This window comes from Arthrobacter sp. 10L430 (assembly GCF_056395245.1).
In genome coordinates, this window is record NZ_JBFTJD010000010.1 from 77,899 (window position 1) to 96,582 (window position 18,684).

Sequence of the window (18,684 nt, forward strand, 5' to 3'; positions counted from 1 at the left end):
GCTTGCAGTGCGGCGGTAGCATTCCCGTATGGCTATCGCACGCTTCCCAGGTCTCGTCATTGACTGCCCTGACGCCGGGGCCCTCGCGGCCTTTTACGGTGCCCTGCTCGGCTGGAACGTGAAGGTGGACGGCGACTGGGCCGAAATCCGCCCTGACGACGGCAGCAACTGCATTTCGTTCCAGCAGGTGGACGGCTACCGGGCGCCCGAATGGCCGGCCCAGGCAGTGCCACAGCAGATGCACCTGGACCTCATGGTGGAGGACCTGGACGACGGCGAAAAAGAAGCCATCAAACTGGGAGCCACCAAAGCGGACACGCAGCCCGGCACCACCTTCCGCGTCTTCCTCGACCCGGCAAGCCACCCCTTCTGCCTCTGCGTGGACTAAGAATATTCGGCATCGGACGTATCGCGGTCTTGCTGCCGCCCGTGCCGGAGGCAGGGTAGATGGTCTTGATTGAGCTCGTCAGAGCTGGCGGCAAAGTCGATTCACGGACGCTGCTTTCAGTCAATGAAACTTCGCTAGCGGGCGCACGGCCGTTCCCGGGACGCTGGGGGAAGCCCTAAAGCTTTCTCCTTCTTAACGAATCGAGCCCTCGTTGACTCACAACACCCTTCGTTTCCCATCCCAGGGCGCCGCCCTCCCGATGACCACCACACCCTCCGCCCTCCGCTTCGAGCACCATGAGGAGCCTTTCGGTATCGGCGACGACCGGCCGCGGCTGTCCTGGCAGGTCACCACGGCAACCCCCGGCTGGGTCCAGACCGCCTACGAGCTCGAGCTGGGTCCCGGTGAAGGCAGCCTGGCAAGCTATGGCCGCACGGAGTCCGCCGAACAGATCCTCCAACCATGGCCGGCGCCGCCGCTGACCAGCCGGCAACGCGTCGCCGTCAGGGTCCGCGTCTGGGGCAACGCCGACGACGTACCCTCCGAGTGGAGCCCAGTCACCTACGTCGAAGCCGGGCTCCTGAACCCAGCGGACTGGCAGGCAGCCATGATCCGCCCGGCCTGGGACGACACCAGCGAATCCAATGAGCCGGCAGCGCGTCTTAGCCGGACCTTCGAACTGGATGGCGAAGTGGCGTCCGCCCGGCTCTACGCCAGCGCCCACGGCGTCTACGTGGCGCACATCAACGGCCGCCGTGTGGGCCGGGACATCCTTGCCCCGGGCTGGACCAGCTACCACCACCGCCTGCGCTACCAGACCTACGACGTGACCGGGTATCTCCGGCCCGGCACGAACGTGATCGGCCTTGAGTTCGCCGACGGCTGGTGGCGCGGCAACCTGGGCTTCCAGGAAAAACGCAACACGTACGGCAACCTCACCGCCGTGATCGCCCAGCTGGAAATGACCGACGCCGGCGGGGAAGTCACCGTGATCGGTTCGGATGCATCGTGGCTGGCCGGGCGGGGGCCGGTGCTGTCCGCAGACCTGTATGACGGCGAAACGTACGATGCGCGGCTCCAAAACAGCGGCTGGGCCGGCGCAGAAACGGAAACAGGCAACAACGCGCTGCAGCCCGCCATGGTGGTTGACGGCTTCGATCCTGCGGTCCTGGTCGCACCGGACGGTCCGGCCGTCCGGGCTACGGAAGAGCTGCCCGTGTCGGCGGTTCTGAAGTCGCCGTCAGGAAAGATACTGCTGGACTTCGGCCAGAACCTCGTAGGCCGGGTGCGCTTCAATGCGAGCGGGCCGGCCGGCACCGAGGTGGTGCTCCGGCACGCCGAGGTGCTGGAACACGGCGAACTCGGCGTCCGCCCGCTCCGGGTGGCCAAGCAGACCGACCGCTACATCCTTCGGGGAGCTCCGGAAGGCGAGACCTGGGAGCCGGAGTTCACCATCCACGGATTCCGGTACGTGGAGGTGAGCGGCTGGCACGGCGAGCTGGACCCCGAAGCCTTCACCGCCGTCGTGATCCATTCAGAACTGGTGCGGACCGGCACCTTCGAATGCTCGGAGCCGATGCTGAACCAGCTGCACTCCAACGTCGTGTGGGGAATGCGCGGGAACTTCGTGGACGTGCCCACCGACTGCCCGCAGCGCAACGAGCGCCTCGGCTGGACCGGGGACTTCCAGGTCTTCGCAGCCACGGCTGCCTACCTGTACCGGATCCCCGGCTTCACCGCCTCCTGGCTGAAAGACATGGCCGCGGAGCAGGGGACGGACGGGCCGCCGCCCCTGGTGGTCCCGGAAGTGGTGGCCGAAAAGCCGCCGTTCCCGGACCGCCCGGTGATGGCCGCCTGGGGTGACGCCGCAGTCCTTGTTCCCTGGGTGCTTTACCAGCGGACGGGCGACCTCGAGTTCCTGCGCCGGCAGCTGCCGGGAATGATCGCGTGGCTGGAAGCAGCTGCTGAGGCTGCAGGGCCGGAGCTCCGATTTGAACACGGCTTCCAGTTCGGCGACTGGCTGGACCCGGCCGCCCCGCCGGACCAGCCAGGCGATGCCCGAACCCCGTGGCAACTGGTGGCGCAGGCATATCTGGCGTATTCCGCGGGGGTGGCCGCCCAAGCTGCGGAACTGCTTGGTGAGGATTCGTCAGGCCTGAGCAAGCTCTCGCATCGGGCCGCGACCATGTTCCGTGAGCAGTACATTTCCGACGACGGACTGCTGCTGCCGCCTACTCAGACCGCCTACGCCCTGGCCCTGAGCTTCGGACTGCTCGTGCCGGGGGAGCGGCCCGCGGCGGCAGCCGGTCTGGCTGCCGCCGTGGACGCCGACGGCTACCGGATCGCCACGGGATTCGTAGGAACCCCGCTGGTGTGCGATGCCCTGACCGACTACGGACACTCGACGGCGGCCTACCGCCTGCTGCTCCAGACGCAGTGCCCGTCGTGGCTCTACTCGGTGACCATGGGTGCCACCACCATCTGGGAGCGCTGGGATTCCATGTTGCCGGACGGCTCCATCAACCCCGGCGAAATGACGTCCTTCAACCATTACGCACTCGGCGCAGTGGCCGACTGGATGCACCGCAGCGTGGCTGGCCTCGCACCGGCCGAGCCCGGGTATCGGCACTTGCTGGTCCGGCCCCGGCCGGGAGGAGGACTGGACTGGGCAGAAGCCCGGCACGAAACCCCTTACGGCGAGGCTGTGGTGCGCTGGGAGCTTGCACGTCAGGACTTCACGCTGGAGGTGACGGTGCCGGCAGGCTGTACCGCGACGGTGATCCTGCCCGACGTCGAAGAAACCGCGCATGAGGTTGGTTCAGGGACGCACTCGTTTGGCTGCGTCCTGGGGTTGCCCGAAGGGGCCGGCTCAACGCCTCAGCTCGCGGCGCAGCCGTGACCCTGGACCCGGAGCTGGCAGGCCTGATGCACCACATTGCCGACGCCGGTTCCTTTGCGGAGTTGCTGGCGGACCCGGCCGGCGTGCAGCGGCTCGAAGCCTTCAGTTCCGGAACAGAGCCTTACCACGCACCCGATGTGCAGGTCCGGACGGTGGAGGTCCCTGGCCCCAACGGCCCGGTGCCGGTCCGCGTTTACGGCGGGCCGGCGTCGAACAGTTACGGCGCGCGGTCCGGGACTGCCGACGGCGGTGCTCCCGCTCTCGTCTGGATGCACGGCGGCGGGTTCGCCGCCGGCGGGCTGGACATGCGCGAAGCCGACCAGTTGGCACGCGAGGTGGCCGTCCGAAGCGGCGGCCTCATCCTTTCCGTGGGCTACCGCCTGGCCCGCGACGGCATCCACTTCCCTGTACCGCATGAGGACGTTCTGGCCGCCTGGCTGTGGACGGTGGAGCACGCCCGGGAGCTGGGCGCCGATCCGCTGAAACTGTGCCTGGGCGGGGCGAGCGCCGGGGGCAACCTGGCTGTCGGGGCTGCCCTTTACCTCAAGGATGCCGGCCTGCGGTTGCCCGCCAAATTGGTGCTAGCCTACCCGTTCCTGCACGCCGACCTTCCGGACCTTCCGGCTGCGGATCTGCACCTTGCAGACCTGCCCGCTGCAGACCTGCACGCAGCAGACCTGTACGCCGAGGGGGATCCGGTGGCTTCAGCCATGGCAGGCCTGCCGCCGGTCCTCCGCTTCACGGCGGACGACTGCCGCGCCATGGTGGAGAACTACATCGGCGGCCCACTCAGCATGGCGTCCTCGTACGCCATGCCCGGGCACGCTGACCCCTCCGGATTGCCCCAGGCAGCCGTCCTGGCGTGTGAATACGACGACCTCCGCTTTTCCGCCGAGCTGTTCGTCAACGGGCTCCGCGTTGCCGGAGTCCCTGTGGAGTACCGGCTGGAGCAGGGCGCCACCCACGGCTACCTCAATCACTCCGCCGGGCTGGGCGTCGTGCAGCGCGGCCTGCAGTTCCTGGCGGACGAACTGGCTTCAGCAAAGACATTTCAATGATTGAAAACCTCGCTTTCAACCCATTGGCCGGTCCGACAGTCTTATGGAAGACGCCGGATCGCTCGTGATACCGGCAGCGGCCGTGGACGGAGTCGAAGATGACGGAAGGACAGATCCTGAAGGGGATCGAGTTCACCAGCCCGGACGGCGCCGCGCCGTTACTGCTTGACCTCTATCTGCCCGCCGGGGGAGGGGACGAGGCACGGCCTGCCATAGTCCATTTTCATGGCGGCGGCTGGCGGGTGGGGGAACGCTCCTCCATGGGGCCCGTTCTTGACCGCTTCGGCTTCTGTCCGTTCGAGCGTTTGGTCGAGGCCGGCTTCGTGGTTGCCTCGGCTGATTACAGGCTCAGCTCGGTGGCGCACTTCCCGGCCCAGCTGCATGACGCAAAAGCCGCGGTGCGTTGGCTCCGGAACCAGGCCGCGGACTACAACGTGGACCCAGACCGGATCTTCGCCTGGGGTGACTCGGCTGGCGGCCACCTGGCCAGCCTCGTCGGGCTGGCCGGCGGCGAAAGTGCCGTCGCCGCAGTGGCAGCCTGGTACCCGCCCACGGACCTGGCCCGGATGGGCGAACAAAGCCTGCCCACCGCGGCCGCCCGAGCCGACGAACCGGGGTCCCGCGAGGAGCTCCTGATCGGAGCGCCACTGGCGCAGGAGCCGGGCAGGGCGGCAGCTGCCAATCCCGTCAGCTACGTCACCCCGGCTGCACCGCCGTTCTTCCTGGCGCACGGTACCGCGGACCGGTTCGTTCCTCCTTCGCAGTCCACCTCCCTGGCAGCGGCGCTGGAAGGTGCGGGAACCGACGTCGAACTCCTCCTGATCGAGGACGCGGACCACATGTGGGTGCTTCCCGACCAAAGTCCGGCGGCGGCCGAGAAGGTGCTGGATGCGACCATTTCCTTCTTCATCCGCCAGTCGAACCGCCCCTGACTTCTCCGTTCCAACGGCTCAGCCTCCGCGGGCACCCTCCTTTCCTGGGCTGTCCTGCCGTGCCCACCTACCGCCACTCCGCCGCACAGCGCGGATCATGAAAGGCCCTTCACATGCAGTACATCGGCATCAACCACCGCGGCGAACCCTGGGTCGCGGCCCTGACGGACACCCGCGTCTTCCCGCTGGCGCCCGTTTCTGACTTCTGGGCGGACGCTTCCGGCTGGCAAGACAAGTCTGTCTCGTTGACGTCCGACGGCGGCAGCTCGCTTGAGCGCGGCAGCGTCACCGAAGTGCCGCTCGTGCCGGCGTCTGCACGCGTCATTTGCGTAGGCCTGAACTACAAGGCGCACGCTGCCGAAGGCAGTTACAAAGACCAGGAGCTGCCCCCTTACCCCACCCTGTTCGGGCGCTGGACCGCTTCCCTGTCAGTGGGAAGCGTGCCGGTCCCCGTACCCGCCGGCGAGGCGGGACTGGACTGGGAAGGCGAGGCTGCCGCCTATGTCGGCCAGCGGGTGGAAGCCGCCGACGAAGCGGCTGCAGCCGAGGCGGTTTTCGGCTACTCCACCTTCAACGACCTCACCGCCCGCCGCGCCCAGAAGCTCACCACCCAGTGGACCCTGGGCAAGAACGGTGATTTAAGCGGACCCATGGGGCCCCTTGTCAGCCGTGACGAGGTTGGCGACCTCCGCGACGGGCTTCAGGTCCGGACCCGGGTGAACGGCACTGAGGTACAGAACGGCAACACGCGGGACATGATCTTCTCGGTGCCGGCCATCATCTCGCTGATCAGCCAGACCTTTACCCTGCACCCCGGCGACGTCATTGCCACCGGCACCCCAGAGGGTGTGGGCTACGTCCGGAATCCGCCGTGGCTGCTGCAGCCGGGCGACACCGTCGAGGTTGAAATCGACCGTCTCGGCACGCTCACCACACCCGTTGGCGAACCCTCACTCAGGAGCCGGGCCTGATGGTCACCATCCATGACGCCGCGCCCGACGACATTCCGGCGGGCGTTCCAGTACTGATCTCCGGCGGAGGACCCAGCGGGCTGTTCCTCGCGCTGGACCTGGCCACCCGCGGGATCCCGAGCGTGGTCATCGAACCCCGGACATCCGTAGACCCCGCGCGACCGCGGGCCAAGACCACCAACGCACGCACCATGACGCACCTGCGCAGGCTGGGGCTGGCGGACAAGCTCAGAGCCGCCGCACCACTGCCTGTGGATTACTCCCAGGACGTGGCCTTCTGCACCGGGCTCGCGGGTTACGAGATCCGCAGGTTCCGCCAGGCGTTCCAACTGGTGCCCGGCCGCTATGGCCCGCAGCCGGAATGCGGGCAGCAGGTGCCCCAGCCGGTGCTGGAGGAAGTGCTGCGCGCCGCTGTGGCCGCATCTCCTCTGGTCACGCTCCTGACCGGATGGCGTGTCGAGGACGTCGTCACCAACGCCGCAGATGCGCTTGGCCTCGGCACCCGCTCCAGGGTTGTGGTTGCCGATGCCTCCGGCCGGACCCGGACCATTGAGTCCGGTTTTGTTATCGGAGCCGACGGCGGTTCCTCCGCCGTGCGCCGCAGCCTGGGAATGCGGCTGGAGGGCGGATCCGCATCGTTGTCCAACATCAGCATTCTGTTCCGGTCCCGGGATCTTGGTGCAGCCATCACCCTTGACCCCGCCGTCCAGTACTGGGTGGTGGGTTCGGATGCCGCCGGGATGGTGGGCCGGATGGACCTTGCCGACACGTGGTGGGCCATCATTCAGGGTGTGGATCTCCAGGAATTGGAGATGGGCGCAGGGACTTCCGCTGATCCGGCTGCGGGCGCTGGCTCCTTGGTGCGCGCCCTGGTGGGAGCCGAGATCGATGTGGAGGTCCTTGCGACTGATCCCTGGACCGCGAGGATGCTCCTCGCTCCCGGGTATGGCCGCGACGGCGTGTACCTAGTGGGTGACGCCGCACACCTGAACCCGCCCTGGGGCGGCCACGGCTTCAACACCTGCATCGGAGATGCGGCTAACCTGGCGTGGAAGATCGCGGCCGTCCTGGACGGCTGGGCCGGACCGGCTTTGCTGGGAAGCTACGAACGGGAACGCCGGCCGGTCGCGGCGCGGACCATCGGTGACGCGGCTGCCAACGGCAGGGCTCTGGCCTACCATTTCGCAAGTCCGGCCCTGCGCGACAACAGCGAAGAGGGCGCCCGGGCCAGGCAGGCCGCCCACGAAGCACTCGCGGTCAAGCAGAGTGAGTTCGATTCCCTTGGCCTCGTGCTGGGCTACAGCTACGCCGCTTCCCCCCTGGTAGTGCCCGACGGTTCTCCCGTTCCTGCCGAGGACCCCATCCGATACGTCGCCAGCGCAAGCCCCGGGGCGCTGCTCCCGCATGCCTGGCTCGATGCCTCAACGTCCGTCTACGACGTCCTTGGCCCTGGTTTTACGCTGCTGGTGGATTCACACGTTTTGGCCGGCGAACCGGAGACGCGGGCCTTCGGCCCGCTGCTGGAGGAAGCAGCCCGGCAGGGCATTCCGGTGACGGTCGTCGCCGTCGGGCCCGTCGCCGTCGGGCCCGCCGACGACGGGACGCCCATGGCGGACCTGTGGGCCGCTGAGGCGGTGCTCGTCCGCCCGGACCAGCACATCGCATGGCGCGGCAGCTCAGCCGAAGCCGCGGCGGCAGCGCTGTCTGTGGCCGCAGGCTGGACGCCTCGGGAACCCCTCCACCGCCGGGAACCGGCCCAGAAACTACAAATGAGCCCGGAACATCGGCTGAGCTCAGAACACCGAGTTAACCCGGAACATCGGCTGAGCTCAGAACACCCAGTTAACCCGGAACAACAGGACAGGAGCCCCCGTGTCAGTGCCGTCATTCCGTGACTTTCTGTATCCGCCGGACCACCCGCGAGTTGCGGGAATTCGCGGCCTGGATGCGCGTGCCTACGCCGAGGCCGCGAAGAGCGACTCCTTTGCCGGGCCCATGATCAAAGGCTGGGAGGTCCTGTATCCCGAAGCCTTCAAGGGGGTGACCGACGACGGCGTTCTCCGCACTGGACTGTATCCATTGGCTGGGGCGCGGGCGGGCGAGGAAGCTCCCACCAGGGCGATGGTGGCAGCGGCGCGAAGCCTCCTGTCCCTCCTGACGCCGTCCACGTCGGGGCGCTTTTGCTATGCCGTGGACGCCCACGAATGGCAGAGCTGGGCCAATCCGGAGTTCATGCAGCACGATACCGGCCTGCGCCTTGATGAAGTTGATCCTGCTGTTTGCGAGGCAATCCTGGCCCTGGTGGAGGCAAGCCTGAGTCCGGCCGGGTTCGACCTTGTCCGGAACCTGATGAGGATCAACGGCTTCCTTGGTGAACTCGTGGAGCTCCCGCAGCTGATGAACGAGTACAGCTACAACGTCGCCCTGTACGGCGAGCCGTCGGAGACCGAGCCGTGGGGGTGGCAGCTCTTCGGCCACCACGTGGCGCTCAACTGCCTTGTGGCGGGGACCCAGCTGGTCATCTCGCCCGTGTTTCTGGGTGCAGAACCGGATGTCATCGACGCCGGCCCGCACCGGGGCGTCAAAGTCTTCAAGGAGCGCATTGCGCTCGCCCGGCAGCTGATGGCTGCACTGCCCGACGGGTTGCGAAAGGAAGCCACCCTCTTTGAGTCCATGGTGGATCCTGCCATGCCCGAGGGCCGGATCCACGCCGGCGATGAACGGCACCTGGCAGGATGCTTCCAGGACAACAGGGTGATTCCATACGAGGGCATACCCGTCAGCGCCATGCCGGACGATGCCCTCGCCGTGCTGGACGAGCTCGTGGAGGATTTCATCGCCCACCTGCCTGATGGGCCCCGGTCGGCTCGCCGCCGGGAAATACAGGAGCATTACGGCGAGAGCTGGTTCTGCTGGATCGGCGGCTGGGAGGGCCAGGATGCGTTCTACTTCCGGCTGCAGAGCCCCGTTGTGGTGATGGAGCTGGATCACCACACCGGCGTCTTCCTCGGCAATGACACCCCAGCGCCGTTCCACATGCACACCGTTATGCGCACCCCAAACGGCAATGACTACGGCCGTGAACTGGTGCGGCAGGCCGTCGCCGGAGCGTAACGGGTCCGCCGCATCTCGATGCACTGTCGATAGTAGCCCTGTCGACAATTCCGCTGTCGACAATTCCGCTGTCGACAATTGCACTGTCGATAATTGCTCTGGGGCGGCGGTCTTGCGATACTTTGCCCCATGCCTTCACTTCCCACGACGTTCGCCGAGGACGTCTTCAATCAACCAGCCCGGGCGCAGTTCGAGGCGTTCCTGGATGAGCACCGCGTGGCACTCAATGACTCCCTGAATGGGCTGACCGAGGAGCAGGCGCGCCGATCCTTAGTGCCCTCCCGGACCACGCTGCTGGGCCTAGTGAAGCATGCGACAGTCGTTGAGAAGGTCTGGTTCGACGAAGCCATTACCTGCCGGACCCGCGCGGAGATCGGCATCCCCGCTACGCCGGACGAGTCATTTGTCCTCGACGACGGCGACACCATCGCCACCGTCCAGCGGGCACATCGCGAGGCATGCGAGTCATCGCGCCGTGCGACGTCCTCCCTGGGGCTCGACGCCGTGGTCCACGGCAACAGGCGCGGCCCGCTCCCGCTCCGCTGGGTGTACCTTCACATGCTGCGCGAACTCGCCCAGCACTGCGGGCACGCGGACATCCTGCGCGAGCAGCTCCTCAATGAGAGGAATGGCGCCACGTAGCCGCCATTCCTGGCTAAGCCCTCGTATGAGGGGCCAGGTACTCGAACCGCCGGACTGTCGCCGTGCCGTTGGTTGCTGAGATGCCCAGGACCCGGCCGGTGAATCCGCCGGCCACCTCTGTGGAGAGGTACCGGCCGTCGAGCGATGCCAGACGGGTAAAAAGTCCGTTCCGGCGGATGCCAAGAGAGACTTCATCGGGCCCGGCGTTGGTTCCCATACGTCCTGCGTTGGGCGCGTCGGTGCATTGAATTTCGAGGACGAGCGGCACGCCAGCGTCACTGTGTCCGTCCAGCTCAGGATCAAATGTCCGGTCGGTGATTCCCCGGCCATCCGGCGCCGGTTCATCCGACGCCGGTTCATCCAACGCGGCCCGGCCGACCGTCTGGCAGAGCTGGCCGATCCTGGCAACGGCCCTGATCTCGAATTCATCGGCTTCCACCGCGTACCAGTGGCCATCATCCACGCGGAGTTCCAGCCGCACAGTGGCGCCGTCCAGGGAATTGATCGAGAGCCCCGCCGACCAGGTGAAGTCCCGGACCCTTGTGGCGAGGGTTCGTCTCCGCCCGTCCGGCCTGTCCGTTCCGGAAATGGCCAGACCGTTGGGCGTCGGGTCCGTGAAGGACGCAGGATCGTCGCCGGGCGAAACCCAGCGGTGGTGCAACTCCGGAGCGGAGAAATCATCGGAAAACGAGGTGTCGGGCACGGGCACTTCGTAGTGGTTTTCGTGGAACTGCGGCCACCCGTCACTCCAGCTGATACCTGCGAGGAATGTTTCCCGCCCCAGCACATGGAACGAAGGCGTGGTGCCGCGCTGCCGCACGCCCAAGTACACCGCCGCCCAGTTGCCGTCCACAGTTTCCAGGAGGTCGGGGTGGCCGGCGTTTTGCACCGTGGCGTCGAGGCTCCGGTGGCTGAAGATGGGGTTGTTCCGGTGGCCTTCGAAGGGTCCCTGAGGGGCAGCGCTTCGGCTGATGGAAACTGAATGGCCGCGCTCGGTGCCGCCTTCCGCCAGGAGCAGATACCACCAGTCCCCGACGTGATAGAGATGCGGGCCCTCGGGATACGCCAGTCCGCTGCCCTGCCATACCTTCCGTGGAACCTCCAGCAGCTCGCCGGCAACCGGGTCCAACCGTGCCTGGACGATCCCGGTCTGGTGTTCAGCGGGTCCGAAGCCCACCCACGTCAGGAAGCAGCCGTCGTCGTCGTCCCATGCGATATCCGGATCGATTCCCAACGTTCCAGGAATCTGGACGGGGTCACTCCACGGTCCTGCCGGATCTTCCGCCGAGAGCAGCAGATGGCCACCGCCGAAGTCGCTCATGTTGGTGGTGACAAACCAGAACCGGCCGCCGTGGTGGCGGAGGGTCGATCCAAAGATCCCTCCGGATCCCCGGCGGTCGCCCGCGCTGAACTGGCTCCGGCGGGTGAGGATGTTTCCTACCTGGTTCCATTCCTGCAGGTCCCGGCTGTGGAAAAGGGGTGCGCCAGGAAAGTATTCAAAGCTGGACGTGGCCAGATAGTAGTCGTCTCCGACGCGGCAGATGGTGGGATCGGGGAAAAAGCCCGGAATGACGGGCGAGGCGGCCCCCGACCGGAAGGTTCGGAGGGCCGCCCCTGGTGGCATGAGCACGATGATTCGTTGACCCCTAAATATCCAGCGCCGCGCGCCGCTGCGGCGGGGGACCGACCACCGTCAGGTCCATCTCAGCCTGGGCCCGGCCGAACCCTTCCATGTCCATGTACGGTTCCCCGCCCTCGGTGTACATGTAGTCGTCAGTGGGCTTGTTGAAGTACTCAAAGAAGCCGTTGAAGACCGACGGCGTCAGGAAGCCCACCATCTGGGTGTTGTGGGAATCGAAGGCGAACGAATGGATGGTTCCGGCAGGGGCGTGCAGGAAGTCCCCCTTCGTGAGCAGGACCTCGCGGCCGTTGGCGTAGATCCACATCCGCCCTTCCGTACAGAGGAAGTTCTCGGTGTGCTGCTCGTGGAAATGCAGGGGAATATAAGGGGACTTTGCACCCTTCGTGTGCACGGCAAAGTAGTTGGAGCCGGTATTGGCCGGGCGCGACAGGTACGTGAACATGGTCTGGTAGCTCACCAGCCGCTCGCCTTCGCCGGCGCTGAGGAAAAAGGGACTGGCAGTCTGCGGGAGTCCGGCGTTCTGCTGCAGTGAGGGCGCTACGCGCTCCACGTCCGGAAAACTAATGCCGAACTCGGCACCTACTGCTGCACACTCCTGGAGCGTGGGCTTTCGTCCTGCAACCACTGGGGGAACGTGGGAATCGATCGGCGTGCCCACGCGCCCGTAGTACGCCTCGGCGCCTCCCGGCGTCATCCAGTTCAGGAAGCGGGTGTAGTGGCTGGCCATACGGTATGCGTGAGGGGTTCCGGGTGGAATGACGACGGAGTCGCCCGGCGTGAGGATCCGGCTTTCGCCGGGCAGCCACACGTGCAGGATGCCGTCGAAGACATACAGTGTTTTGTGCTCAACGCTGTGGCTGACGAACGGCGACTCGGCGCCCATGCCACCGGAGATGTACGCCGCGCTGAAAATCCCGCCTGTATCGGCCGCCCGGGCAATGACCGTAATCAGCTGGCCGTTGAGTTCGTACCGGGCGCCCTCCCCGGATGCCATGTAATAGGGCACGGCCTCACCCGGGAGCGCGTTCGCCACCGGGAGCTGCTTGTTCATTTCCTCAACGCTGAGGGACATCGCTTCCTTCTTCCTGTCGGTCTGCTGCGCGGGCGCGTGGCTCCAAGCATGCCGGTTGCCAGGATCGGCCGCGACCCGAATTTTCAATGAGTGAAACGCGGGAATGGCGGAACCGCCGGCAACGCGGGGCCACTTACAGCCGCATATTGGGTCCGGAAGCGGCCGTAAGTGACCCCGCGTTGCCTGAGTTGTCCAGCGGTAGGTCGTCGTTGTCCAGGTCAGGCGGCGGGGATTGCAGCAACCTCCGGAAGGTCCGCCAGCAGTTCTTCAACGGTGGGTGGGTTGGCGCCGGGCCGGCGGACGGTGATGGCTGCGGCCTTGGAGGCGGTTCGTCCGAGGGTTTCGAGTACGGCCGGGGCCAGGCCGTCCGTTCCGCGGGCCAGCAGTCCGTAGATCAGTGCGGCCATGTAGGAGTCGCCGGCGCCGATGGTGTCGGCGACCACCGACCTGATGGAAGGGATGTGCAGCTGTGTGGCCGGGGTTGCCAGCAGGGACCCCTCGGAGCCGCAGGTCACGACGGCCAGTCCTGCGCCCAGTTCGAGAATGCGCTTCGCCGTGTCCTCGAGCTCGAGTCCGGGGTAGAGCCATTGGGCGTCTTCGTCGCTGAGCTTGACCACGTCGGTCAGCGGAACCAGGTCCTCGAAGATTGAACGGGCCTGGGCCTGGCTGCCGAGGAGAGCGGGCCGGATGTTGGGATCATAAGTGACGACGCACTCGCGGTGGGCCTGCTCCATGAGTGCCTTGACCGCGGCGGCCCCCGGCGCCAGGAAGGTCGCAATCGAGCCGGTGTGGAGCACCTTGGGGAGGAATGCCGGGGCACCCTCCGGGAGCTCCCAGCTGATGTCGAAGTCGTACGTGGCGGAGCCGTCGGCGGCGAGGGTGGCCGTGGCGGAGGCCGTGCGGCCCAGGGATGTGGAACCGGGGAGGAGCTGGACGCCGGCGCGGCTCAGGTGCGCTTGGATCGCTGCGCCGCGGTCGTCGTCGCCGATGGAGGTCAGGAGGGCCGCGCGGACGCCGAGGCGTCCGAGTCCGTAGGCGACGTTTGCCGGCGATCCGCCGGGGTGCTCGACGGTGCCTTCCGGGGAGGTGACGACGTCGACCAGCGCTTCGCCGATGACGATGACATCAGGGGTTGTGGCGGGGGTGCCAGTGGGTTGGGTCTGGGGCATTGGGGGGCCTTTCATGGAGCCGTCCGCGGACCTGGTGCAGGCCCGCGGACGGAGTTGGGGGAGAACCGGTGGTGCTCTTGCGGACTAGGCGGTGGCCGCGCCCGTCATGATTGCCACCGCATCGGTCATGCTGTGCGACTGCGGCGTGATGGTGGCCGCGCACTTGCCCAGGCGCTGGATGTGGATCCGGTCGGCCACGTCGAACACGTGGGGCATGTTGTGGCTGATCAGGATGACCGGCAGGCCCCTGTCCCGGAGGTCCCGGACCAGCTGCAGGACCTGGTTTGATTCCCGCACGCCGAGGGCTGCTGTCGGCTCGTCGAGCACAACCACTTTGGAGCCGAACGCCGCGGCGCGGGCCACGGCGACAGCCTGGCGCTGGCCGCCGGAGAGGTTTTCCACCGGCACCGTCACGTCCTGGAGCGTGGAGATGCCGAGCCTGGTCAGCTCTTCCTTGGCTTTGCGGCGCATTCCCTTGGTATCGAGGACGCGGAAGATCTTACCCAGCGGTCCGGGAACCCGCTCTTCCCGCCCCAGGAACAGGTTGGAGGCGACGTCGAGTGCAGGTGATACGGCAAGGTTCTGGTAGACCGTTTCGATGCCGTGGACGCGGGCGTCCTGCGGGCGCTTGAAGTGAACTTGCTGGCCGGAAACGAACAACTCGCCCGAGTCAGGGACCTCGGCCCCGGTGAGGCACTTGATGAGCGTGGATTTTCCGGCGCCGTTGTCGCCGATGATCGCCAGGACTTCGCCCGGGTACAGGTCGAGGCTGACGCCGTCCAGGCCCACCACACGGCCGAAGGTCTTGACGAGGTTCCTGGCCTGCAGGATCGGCTGGCGGACCTCGGTCTTGGCCGGCTGGAATTCTGTGGCGGTCATGATTTCACCTTTCGGATCCACTGGTCGATCGACACAGCGAGGATGATGAGGACGCCCACGGCGAGGGTCTGGTAGAGCACATCGAGGCCCGCCAGCGAGAGGCCGTTGCGGAACACCCCGACGATCAGCGCCCCGAGGAGGGAGCCCCAGATGGAGCCGCGCCCGCCGAAGAGGCTGGTTCCGCCGATGACGACGGCGGTGATGGAGTCGAGGTTCAGGTCCACGCCGGCGTTGGGGCTGGCTGCGTTCGTGCGGCCGATCTGGATCCACGCGCCGACGGCCAGCACGGCCCCGGCTGCGAGGTAAACGCTCATCAGGACCCTGTTCACCGGGATACCGGCCAGGCGGGCGGCTTCCTTGTCATCGCCCACCGCGTAGACGTGCCGGCCCCAGGCGGTCTTGCCGAGGATGAACGCGACCGCGATGTAGAGCAGGAGCATCATGACCACGCCGGTGGAGATCCGCACTGGGCCGACCGGGAACGTGCTCCCCATCCACGTCAGCAGGCCGGGCATGGCCGAGCCGCGGACTGTGGAGCCGCCGGAGTAGAGAAGCGTCACGGCGATGAAGATGTTCAGGGTTCCGAGCGTGACGATGAACGGAGGGAGCCGGAACCTGGTGACCAGGAAACCGTTCAGCGCCCCCGCCGCCAGACCCACGACGAGGCCGAGGAGCAGAGCGAGCGGAGCTGGCGTGCCGCTGCCGACGGCCAGCTGTGCCACCACCATGGAGGAGAGGATCATGACGGCGCCCACCGAGAGATCGATGCCGGCGGTGAGGATGATGAGGGTCTGGGCGATTGCGAGGGTTCCTACCACCGAGACCTGCTGGGTGATCAGGGACAGGTTCTCGACCCGCAGGAACCTCTCATTGAGGAGCCCGAAGACCACCACCGCAACAAGCAGGACAATGGCCGGGCTCAGTGCGGGGTAGCGGTGGAGGATGTTACGGATTCGGCTGAGCGGAGTCTGGCGGTCGAGGAATTCCTCGGCGGGGTCTGCATGCCCTGCGGTGGGCGGGCCTGCGGTCTGTTGCTGGGTCACTGTTGCTCCTGAACTTCAAGGTCCTGCTCGGGCTGGTTCGGCTGGGGCTGGTGCGGCGGCTGCTGCTTCTGCAGTTAATTCTCCTGCTGTGAACCGCGGGAAGATACTGAATTTTCGGCACCTTCCCGCGGTGTGAGGTTCACGCGGGCTACTTGCCCCAGCAGATCTTGGCGGCGTCGGACGTGGTGATGCTCTTGACGCCGTCGGCGGCCTTGTCGGTGACGAGTTCGACGCCGGTGTTGTAGAAGTCCAGTCCTTCTGAGTTGGCTGGCTTCTTGCCGGTCTTGGCCAGCTCAACGATGGCCTTGACGCCCAGTTCCGCCATCTTCACCGGGTACTGCTGGGCAGTGGCGCCGATGACGCCGGCCTTGACGTTGTTGACGCCGGAGCAGCCGCCGTCAACCGAGACCACCAGCACGTCCTTTTCCTTGCCGGCGGACTTCAGCGCCTCGAAGGCACCGGCCGCAGCCGGCTCGTTGATGGTGTAGACCACGTTGACGTTCGGATTCTTGGCGAGAAGGGTTTCCATGGCGGTCCGGCCGCCGTCTTCGGCGCCCTGGGTTGCCTGGCTGCCCACGATCTCGTAGTCGCCGCCCTTGCCGCCGGTGTACTTGCCGGTCTTGGCCTCGTCACCGTTCTTCTTCTTGTCCGCGGTGTCGATGCCCAGGCCGGTGAGGAAGCCCTGGTCCCGGTTGTAGTCGACCGAGACCACCTTGTCATCGAACAGGTCCAGCAGCGCGATGGTGGCCTTCTTGCCGGCCAGCTGCGCGGCGGTCCACTTGCCGATCAGTTCACCTGCGGCGAAGTTGTCGGTGGCGAAAGTGATGTCGGCGGCATCTGCCGGGTCCGGCGGAGTGTCCAGGGCGATGACGAACAGCCCGGCGTCCTTGGCCTTCTTCAGCGCATCCACGACGGAAGGGCCGTTGGGGGTGATTAGGATGCCTTTGTCACCCTTGGAGATTGCGTTTTCGATGGCCTGGATCTGCGTCTCCTCGTCGCCGTCGGCCTTGCCGGCCGCGAGCTTCAGGTCCACGCCGTCGGCTTCGGCGGCCTTCTTTGCACCATCCTGCATGGAAACGAAGAACGGGTTCGAGGTGGTCTTAACAATCAGGGACACACCGACCTTCTCGGCCGAAGAGCTTCCGGACGACGAGGTGGATGGGGAACTCCCGCCACAAGCGGTGAGGCTGAGCGTGCCGAGGGTCAGGACTGCACCGATGGCAAGCAGGCGGTGGGCGACTGTCCGCGGGGCTTTGGAACTCAACATTGAATCTCCTGGTTTCGTGGCACTTCTGGTGCCTGACAACGATGTCATGCATCATGTAATCAAGATCACGGGGTACAGTCAAGAGAAATTTCGATGATGAAGGACCAGCCAATGACAACGGTGTCTAATCGTTACCAACCTGAAGCGACAAAGAATCGGCCCACGATGCGCCACGTCGCGGCACTGGCCGGCGTCGGCATCAAGACCGTCTCCCGGGTGATGAACGATGAACCGGGGGTGTCCGAGGCAACCCGCCAGCGCGTACTCGGCGCCTCCCAGCAGCTCAATTACCAGCTGGACATGGCAGCGGGAAGCCTTCGCCGGGCCGGTCGCCAGACCCTTTCCATCGGTCTCCTGCTGCCAAGCGTGTCCAACCCCTTCAGCGGCGAGATTCACCGCGCCCTGGAGGACTCCCTGACCGCCCGAGGCATTGCGGTCTTCGCCGCCAGCCTCGATGACGACCCGGAACGGGAGAAGGCCCTCGTTGCAGCTTTCCTGGGGCGGCGTGTCGACGGCCTGGTCCTGACGCCCATCGCGAAGAGCCAGTCTTACGTCATTCCAGAGCACTCACGCGACCTGCCCATGGTCTTCATCGACCGTGAACCGGTGGGCATTGAGGCGGACGCCGTGGTGACGGACAACGCTGTCGGAGCCGCCACGGCCGCCGGCCACCTGATTGCACACGGCCACAGGAAGCTTGCCTACCTGGGTGACCGCACAGACATCCAGACGGCCCGCGAACGCCGGCGCGGTTTCATTGAGGAACTCGGCCGGGCCGGCATCGCGACGTCCTCGGTTCCGGTGCTCGAAGGCCTCCACAACGAGGAGTCAGCCCGCCAGGCGGCCCTTGAGCTGCTCAGGTCCGACGATCCGCCCACCGCCATCTTCTCCAGCCAGAACCTGATCACGTTCGGTGTCATGCGTGCCCTCAAGGAGCTCGGTGCCAGCAGGAAAGTGGCACTCGTAGGGTTCGACGACTTCACCCTTTCGGACATGATGGATCCCGGCATCACCGTCATTGCCCAACATCCCGAGAGAATCGGGAAGCTCGCCGCAGAGCGGCTCCTGGCCAGGATCGACGGCGATGAGCGGGCCCCGCAGACGTACGTTGTTCCGTCCGAGCTCATTGAGCGTGGATCAGGGGAACTCCGCCCACCGCACTGAACCGGTCCGCCCTTTGCCGGTCCGCCCTTGTTCCGTCACGATTTCAACCACCCATACCGAACCTTGAAGAGGGGAAAACCATGACCAAAACGCTGTACGCAGAATTTACCGTCAAGCCCGGAAGCGAAGACCGGGTCGCGGAAATGATGCGCGAACTGACAGAACACGTCCGCCGGGAACCGGGCAACCAGCTGTTCCTGCCGTACACCCGGGAAACCAACCCCCGGGAGTACTTCGTGTTCGAGGTGTACGACGACGATGCCGCCTTCCAGGAGCACATCAGCGCCGACTACGGCGCCCGGTTCAACGGGGAACTCGCGGACCACATCGAGGAGGACGGCTCGGTCCTGACCTGGCTCCAGCCGGTCGCGTGAAGCCGGGGGTCCCGCCCGAAAGCCGAAGCCCCTGAGTCACGGCCTGAACCTGAACCCCGGGGTCCCGCGC

At 66.2% G+C, this 18,684-nt stretch carries 16 protein-coding genes; 10 read left to right on the forward strand and 6 right to left on the reverse strand.

The annotated features are described in order from the left end of the window. The first annotated feature begins 28 nt into the window (after positions 1-28). From AC1DDG_RS11390 to AC1DDG_RS11425, 8 genes are all read left to right on the forward strand, one after another. Positions 29-388, forward strand: coding sequence for a VOC family protein (locus tag AC1DDG_RS11390; protein WP_476876153.1), 360 nt, complete (start codon positions 29-31; stop codon positions 386-388). Positions 389-647: 259 nt separating this feature from the next. Next, positions 648-3,287 carry a glycoside hydrolase family 78 protein gene (locus AC1DDG_RS11395; protein WP_476876154.1) on the forward strand — a complete coding sequence of 880 codons (2,640 nt, stop codon included), beginning with the start codon at positions 648-650 and terminating at the stop codon, positions 3,285-3,287. Next, positions 3,284-4,345, forward strand: coding sequence for an alpha/beta hydrolase fold domain-containing protein (locus tag AC1DDG_RS11400; RefSeq protein ID WP_476876155.1), 1,062 nt, complete (start codon positions 3,284-3,286; stop codon positions 4,343-4,345). The genes AC1DDG_RS11395 and AC1DDG_RS11400 overlap by 4 nt, the downstream gene beginning before the upstream one ends. A 98-nt stretch (positions 4,346-4,443) precedes the next feature. Further along, positions 4,444-5,277, forward strand: a complete 834-nt coding sequence (locus AC1DDG_RS11405; RefSeq protein WP_476876156.1) for an alpha/beta hydrolase fold domain-containing protein — start codon at positions 4,444-4,446, stop codon at positions 5,275-5,277. Positions 5,278-5,390: 113 nt separating this feature from the next. After that, positions 5,391-6,248, forward strand: coding sequence for a fumarylacetoacetate hydrolase family protein (locus AC1DDG_RS11410; protein WP_476876157.1), 858 nt, complete (start codon positions 5,391-5,393; stop codon positions 6,246-6,248). Beyond that, complete coding sequence (locus AC1DDG_RS11415) at positions 6,248-8,143, forward strand: FAD-dependent monooxygenase (RefSeq protein WP_476876158.1); 1,896 nt, start codon at positions 6,248-6,250, stop codon at positions 8,141-8,143. Before AC1DDG_RS11410 ends, AC1DDG_RS11415 begins: the two co-directional genes overlap by 1 nt. Beyond that, complete coding sequence (locus tag AC1DDG_RS11420; protein WP_476876159.1) at positions 8,121-9,362, forward strand: DUF3500 domain-containing protein; 1,242 nt, start codon at positions 8,121-8,123, stop codon at positions 9,360-9,362. The genes AC1DDG_RS11415 and AC1DDG_RS11420 overlap by 23 nt, the downstream gene beginning before the upstream one ends. A 129-nt stretch (positions 9,363-9,491) precedes the next feature. Beyond that, positions 9,492-10,004 carry a DinB family protein gene (locus tag AC1DDG_RS11425; protein ID WP_476876160.1) on the forward strand — a complete coding sequence of 171 codons (513 nt, stop codon included), beginning with the start codon at positions 9,492-9,494 and terminating at the stop codon, positions 10,002-10,004. Between the two features lie 13 nt (positions 10,005-10,017). Here the strand turns inward: AC1DDG_RS11425 and AC1DDG_RS11430 are convergent, their stop codons facing one another. From AC1DDG_RS11430 to AC1DDG_RS11455, 6 genes are all read right to left on the reverse strand, one after another. After that, positions 10,018-11,628 carry a glycoside hydrolase family 43 protein gene (locus AC1DDG_RS11430; RefSeq protein WP_476876174.1) on the reverse strand — a complete coding sequence of 537 codons (1,611 nt, stop codon included), beginning with the start codon at positions 11,626-11,628 and terminating at the stop codon, positions 10,018-10,020. 22 nt (positions 11,629-11,650) lie between these two features. Next, positions 11,651-12,718 carry a quercetin 2,3-dioxygenase gene (locus AC1DDG_RS11435; protein WP_476876161.1) on the reverse strand — a complete coding sequence of 356 codons (1,068 nt, stop codon included), beginning with the start codon at positions 12,716-12,718 and terminating at the stop codon, positions 11,651-11,653. 218 nt (positions 12,719-12,936) lie between these two features. Continuing rightward, complete coding sequence (locus AC1DDG_RS11440; RefSeq protein ID WP_476876162.1) at positions 12,937-13,887, reverse strand: carbohydrate kinase family protein; 951 nt, start codon at positions 13,885-13,887, stop codon at positions 12,937-12,939. Positions 13,888-13,971: 84 nt separating this feature from the next. Then, positions 13,972-14,766, reverse strand: coding sequence for an ATP-binding cassette domain-containing protein (locus AC1DDG_RS11445; protein WP_230121293.1), 795 nt, complete (start codon positions 14,764-14,766; stop codon positions 13,972-13,974). Next, positions 14,763-15,809: an ABC transporter permease gene (locus AC1DDG_RS11450; protein ID WP_230121294.1), complete on the reverse strand. Its 1,047-nt coding sequence runs from the start codon at positions 15,807-15,809 to the stop codon at positions 14,763-14,765. Before AC1DDG_RS11450 ends, AC1DDG_RS11445 begins: the two co-directional genes overlap by 4 nt. 148 nt (positions 15,810-15,957) lie before the next feature. After that, positions 15,958-17,076, reverse strand: coding sequence for a substrate-binding domain-containing protein (locus AC1DDG_RS11455; protein ID WP_230121295.1), 1,119 nt, complete (start codon positions 17,074-17,076; stop codon positions 15,958-15,960). 165 nt (positions 17,077-17,241) lie between these two features. Between AC1DDG_RS11455 and AC1DDG_RS11460 the strand changes: the two genes are divergently transcribed. Continuing rightward, a complete protein-coding gene (locus AC1DDG_RS11460) occupies positions 17,242-18,240 on the forward strand; it encodes a LacI family DNA-binding transcriptional regulator (RefSeq protein WP_230121303.1) in 999 nt (332 codons plus the stop codon). 80 nt (positions 18,241-18,320) lie between these two features. Further along, positions 18,321-18,614, forward strand: coding sequence for a putative quinol monooxygenase (locus AC1DDG_RS11465; protein WP_476876163.1), 294 nt, complete (start codon positions 18,321-18,323; stop codon positions 18,612-18,614). Positions 18,615-18,684 lie beyond the last annotated feature (70 nt).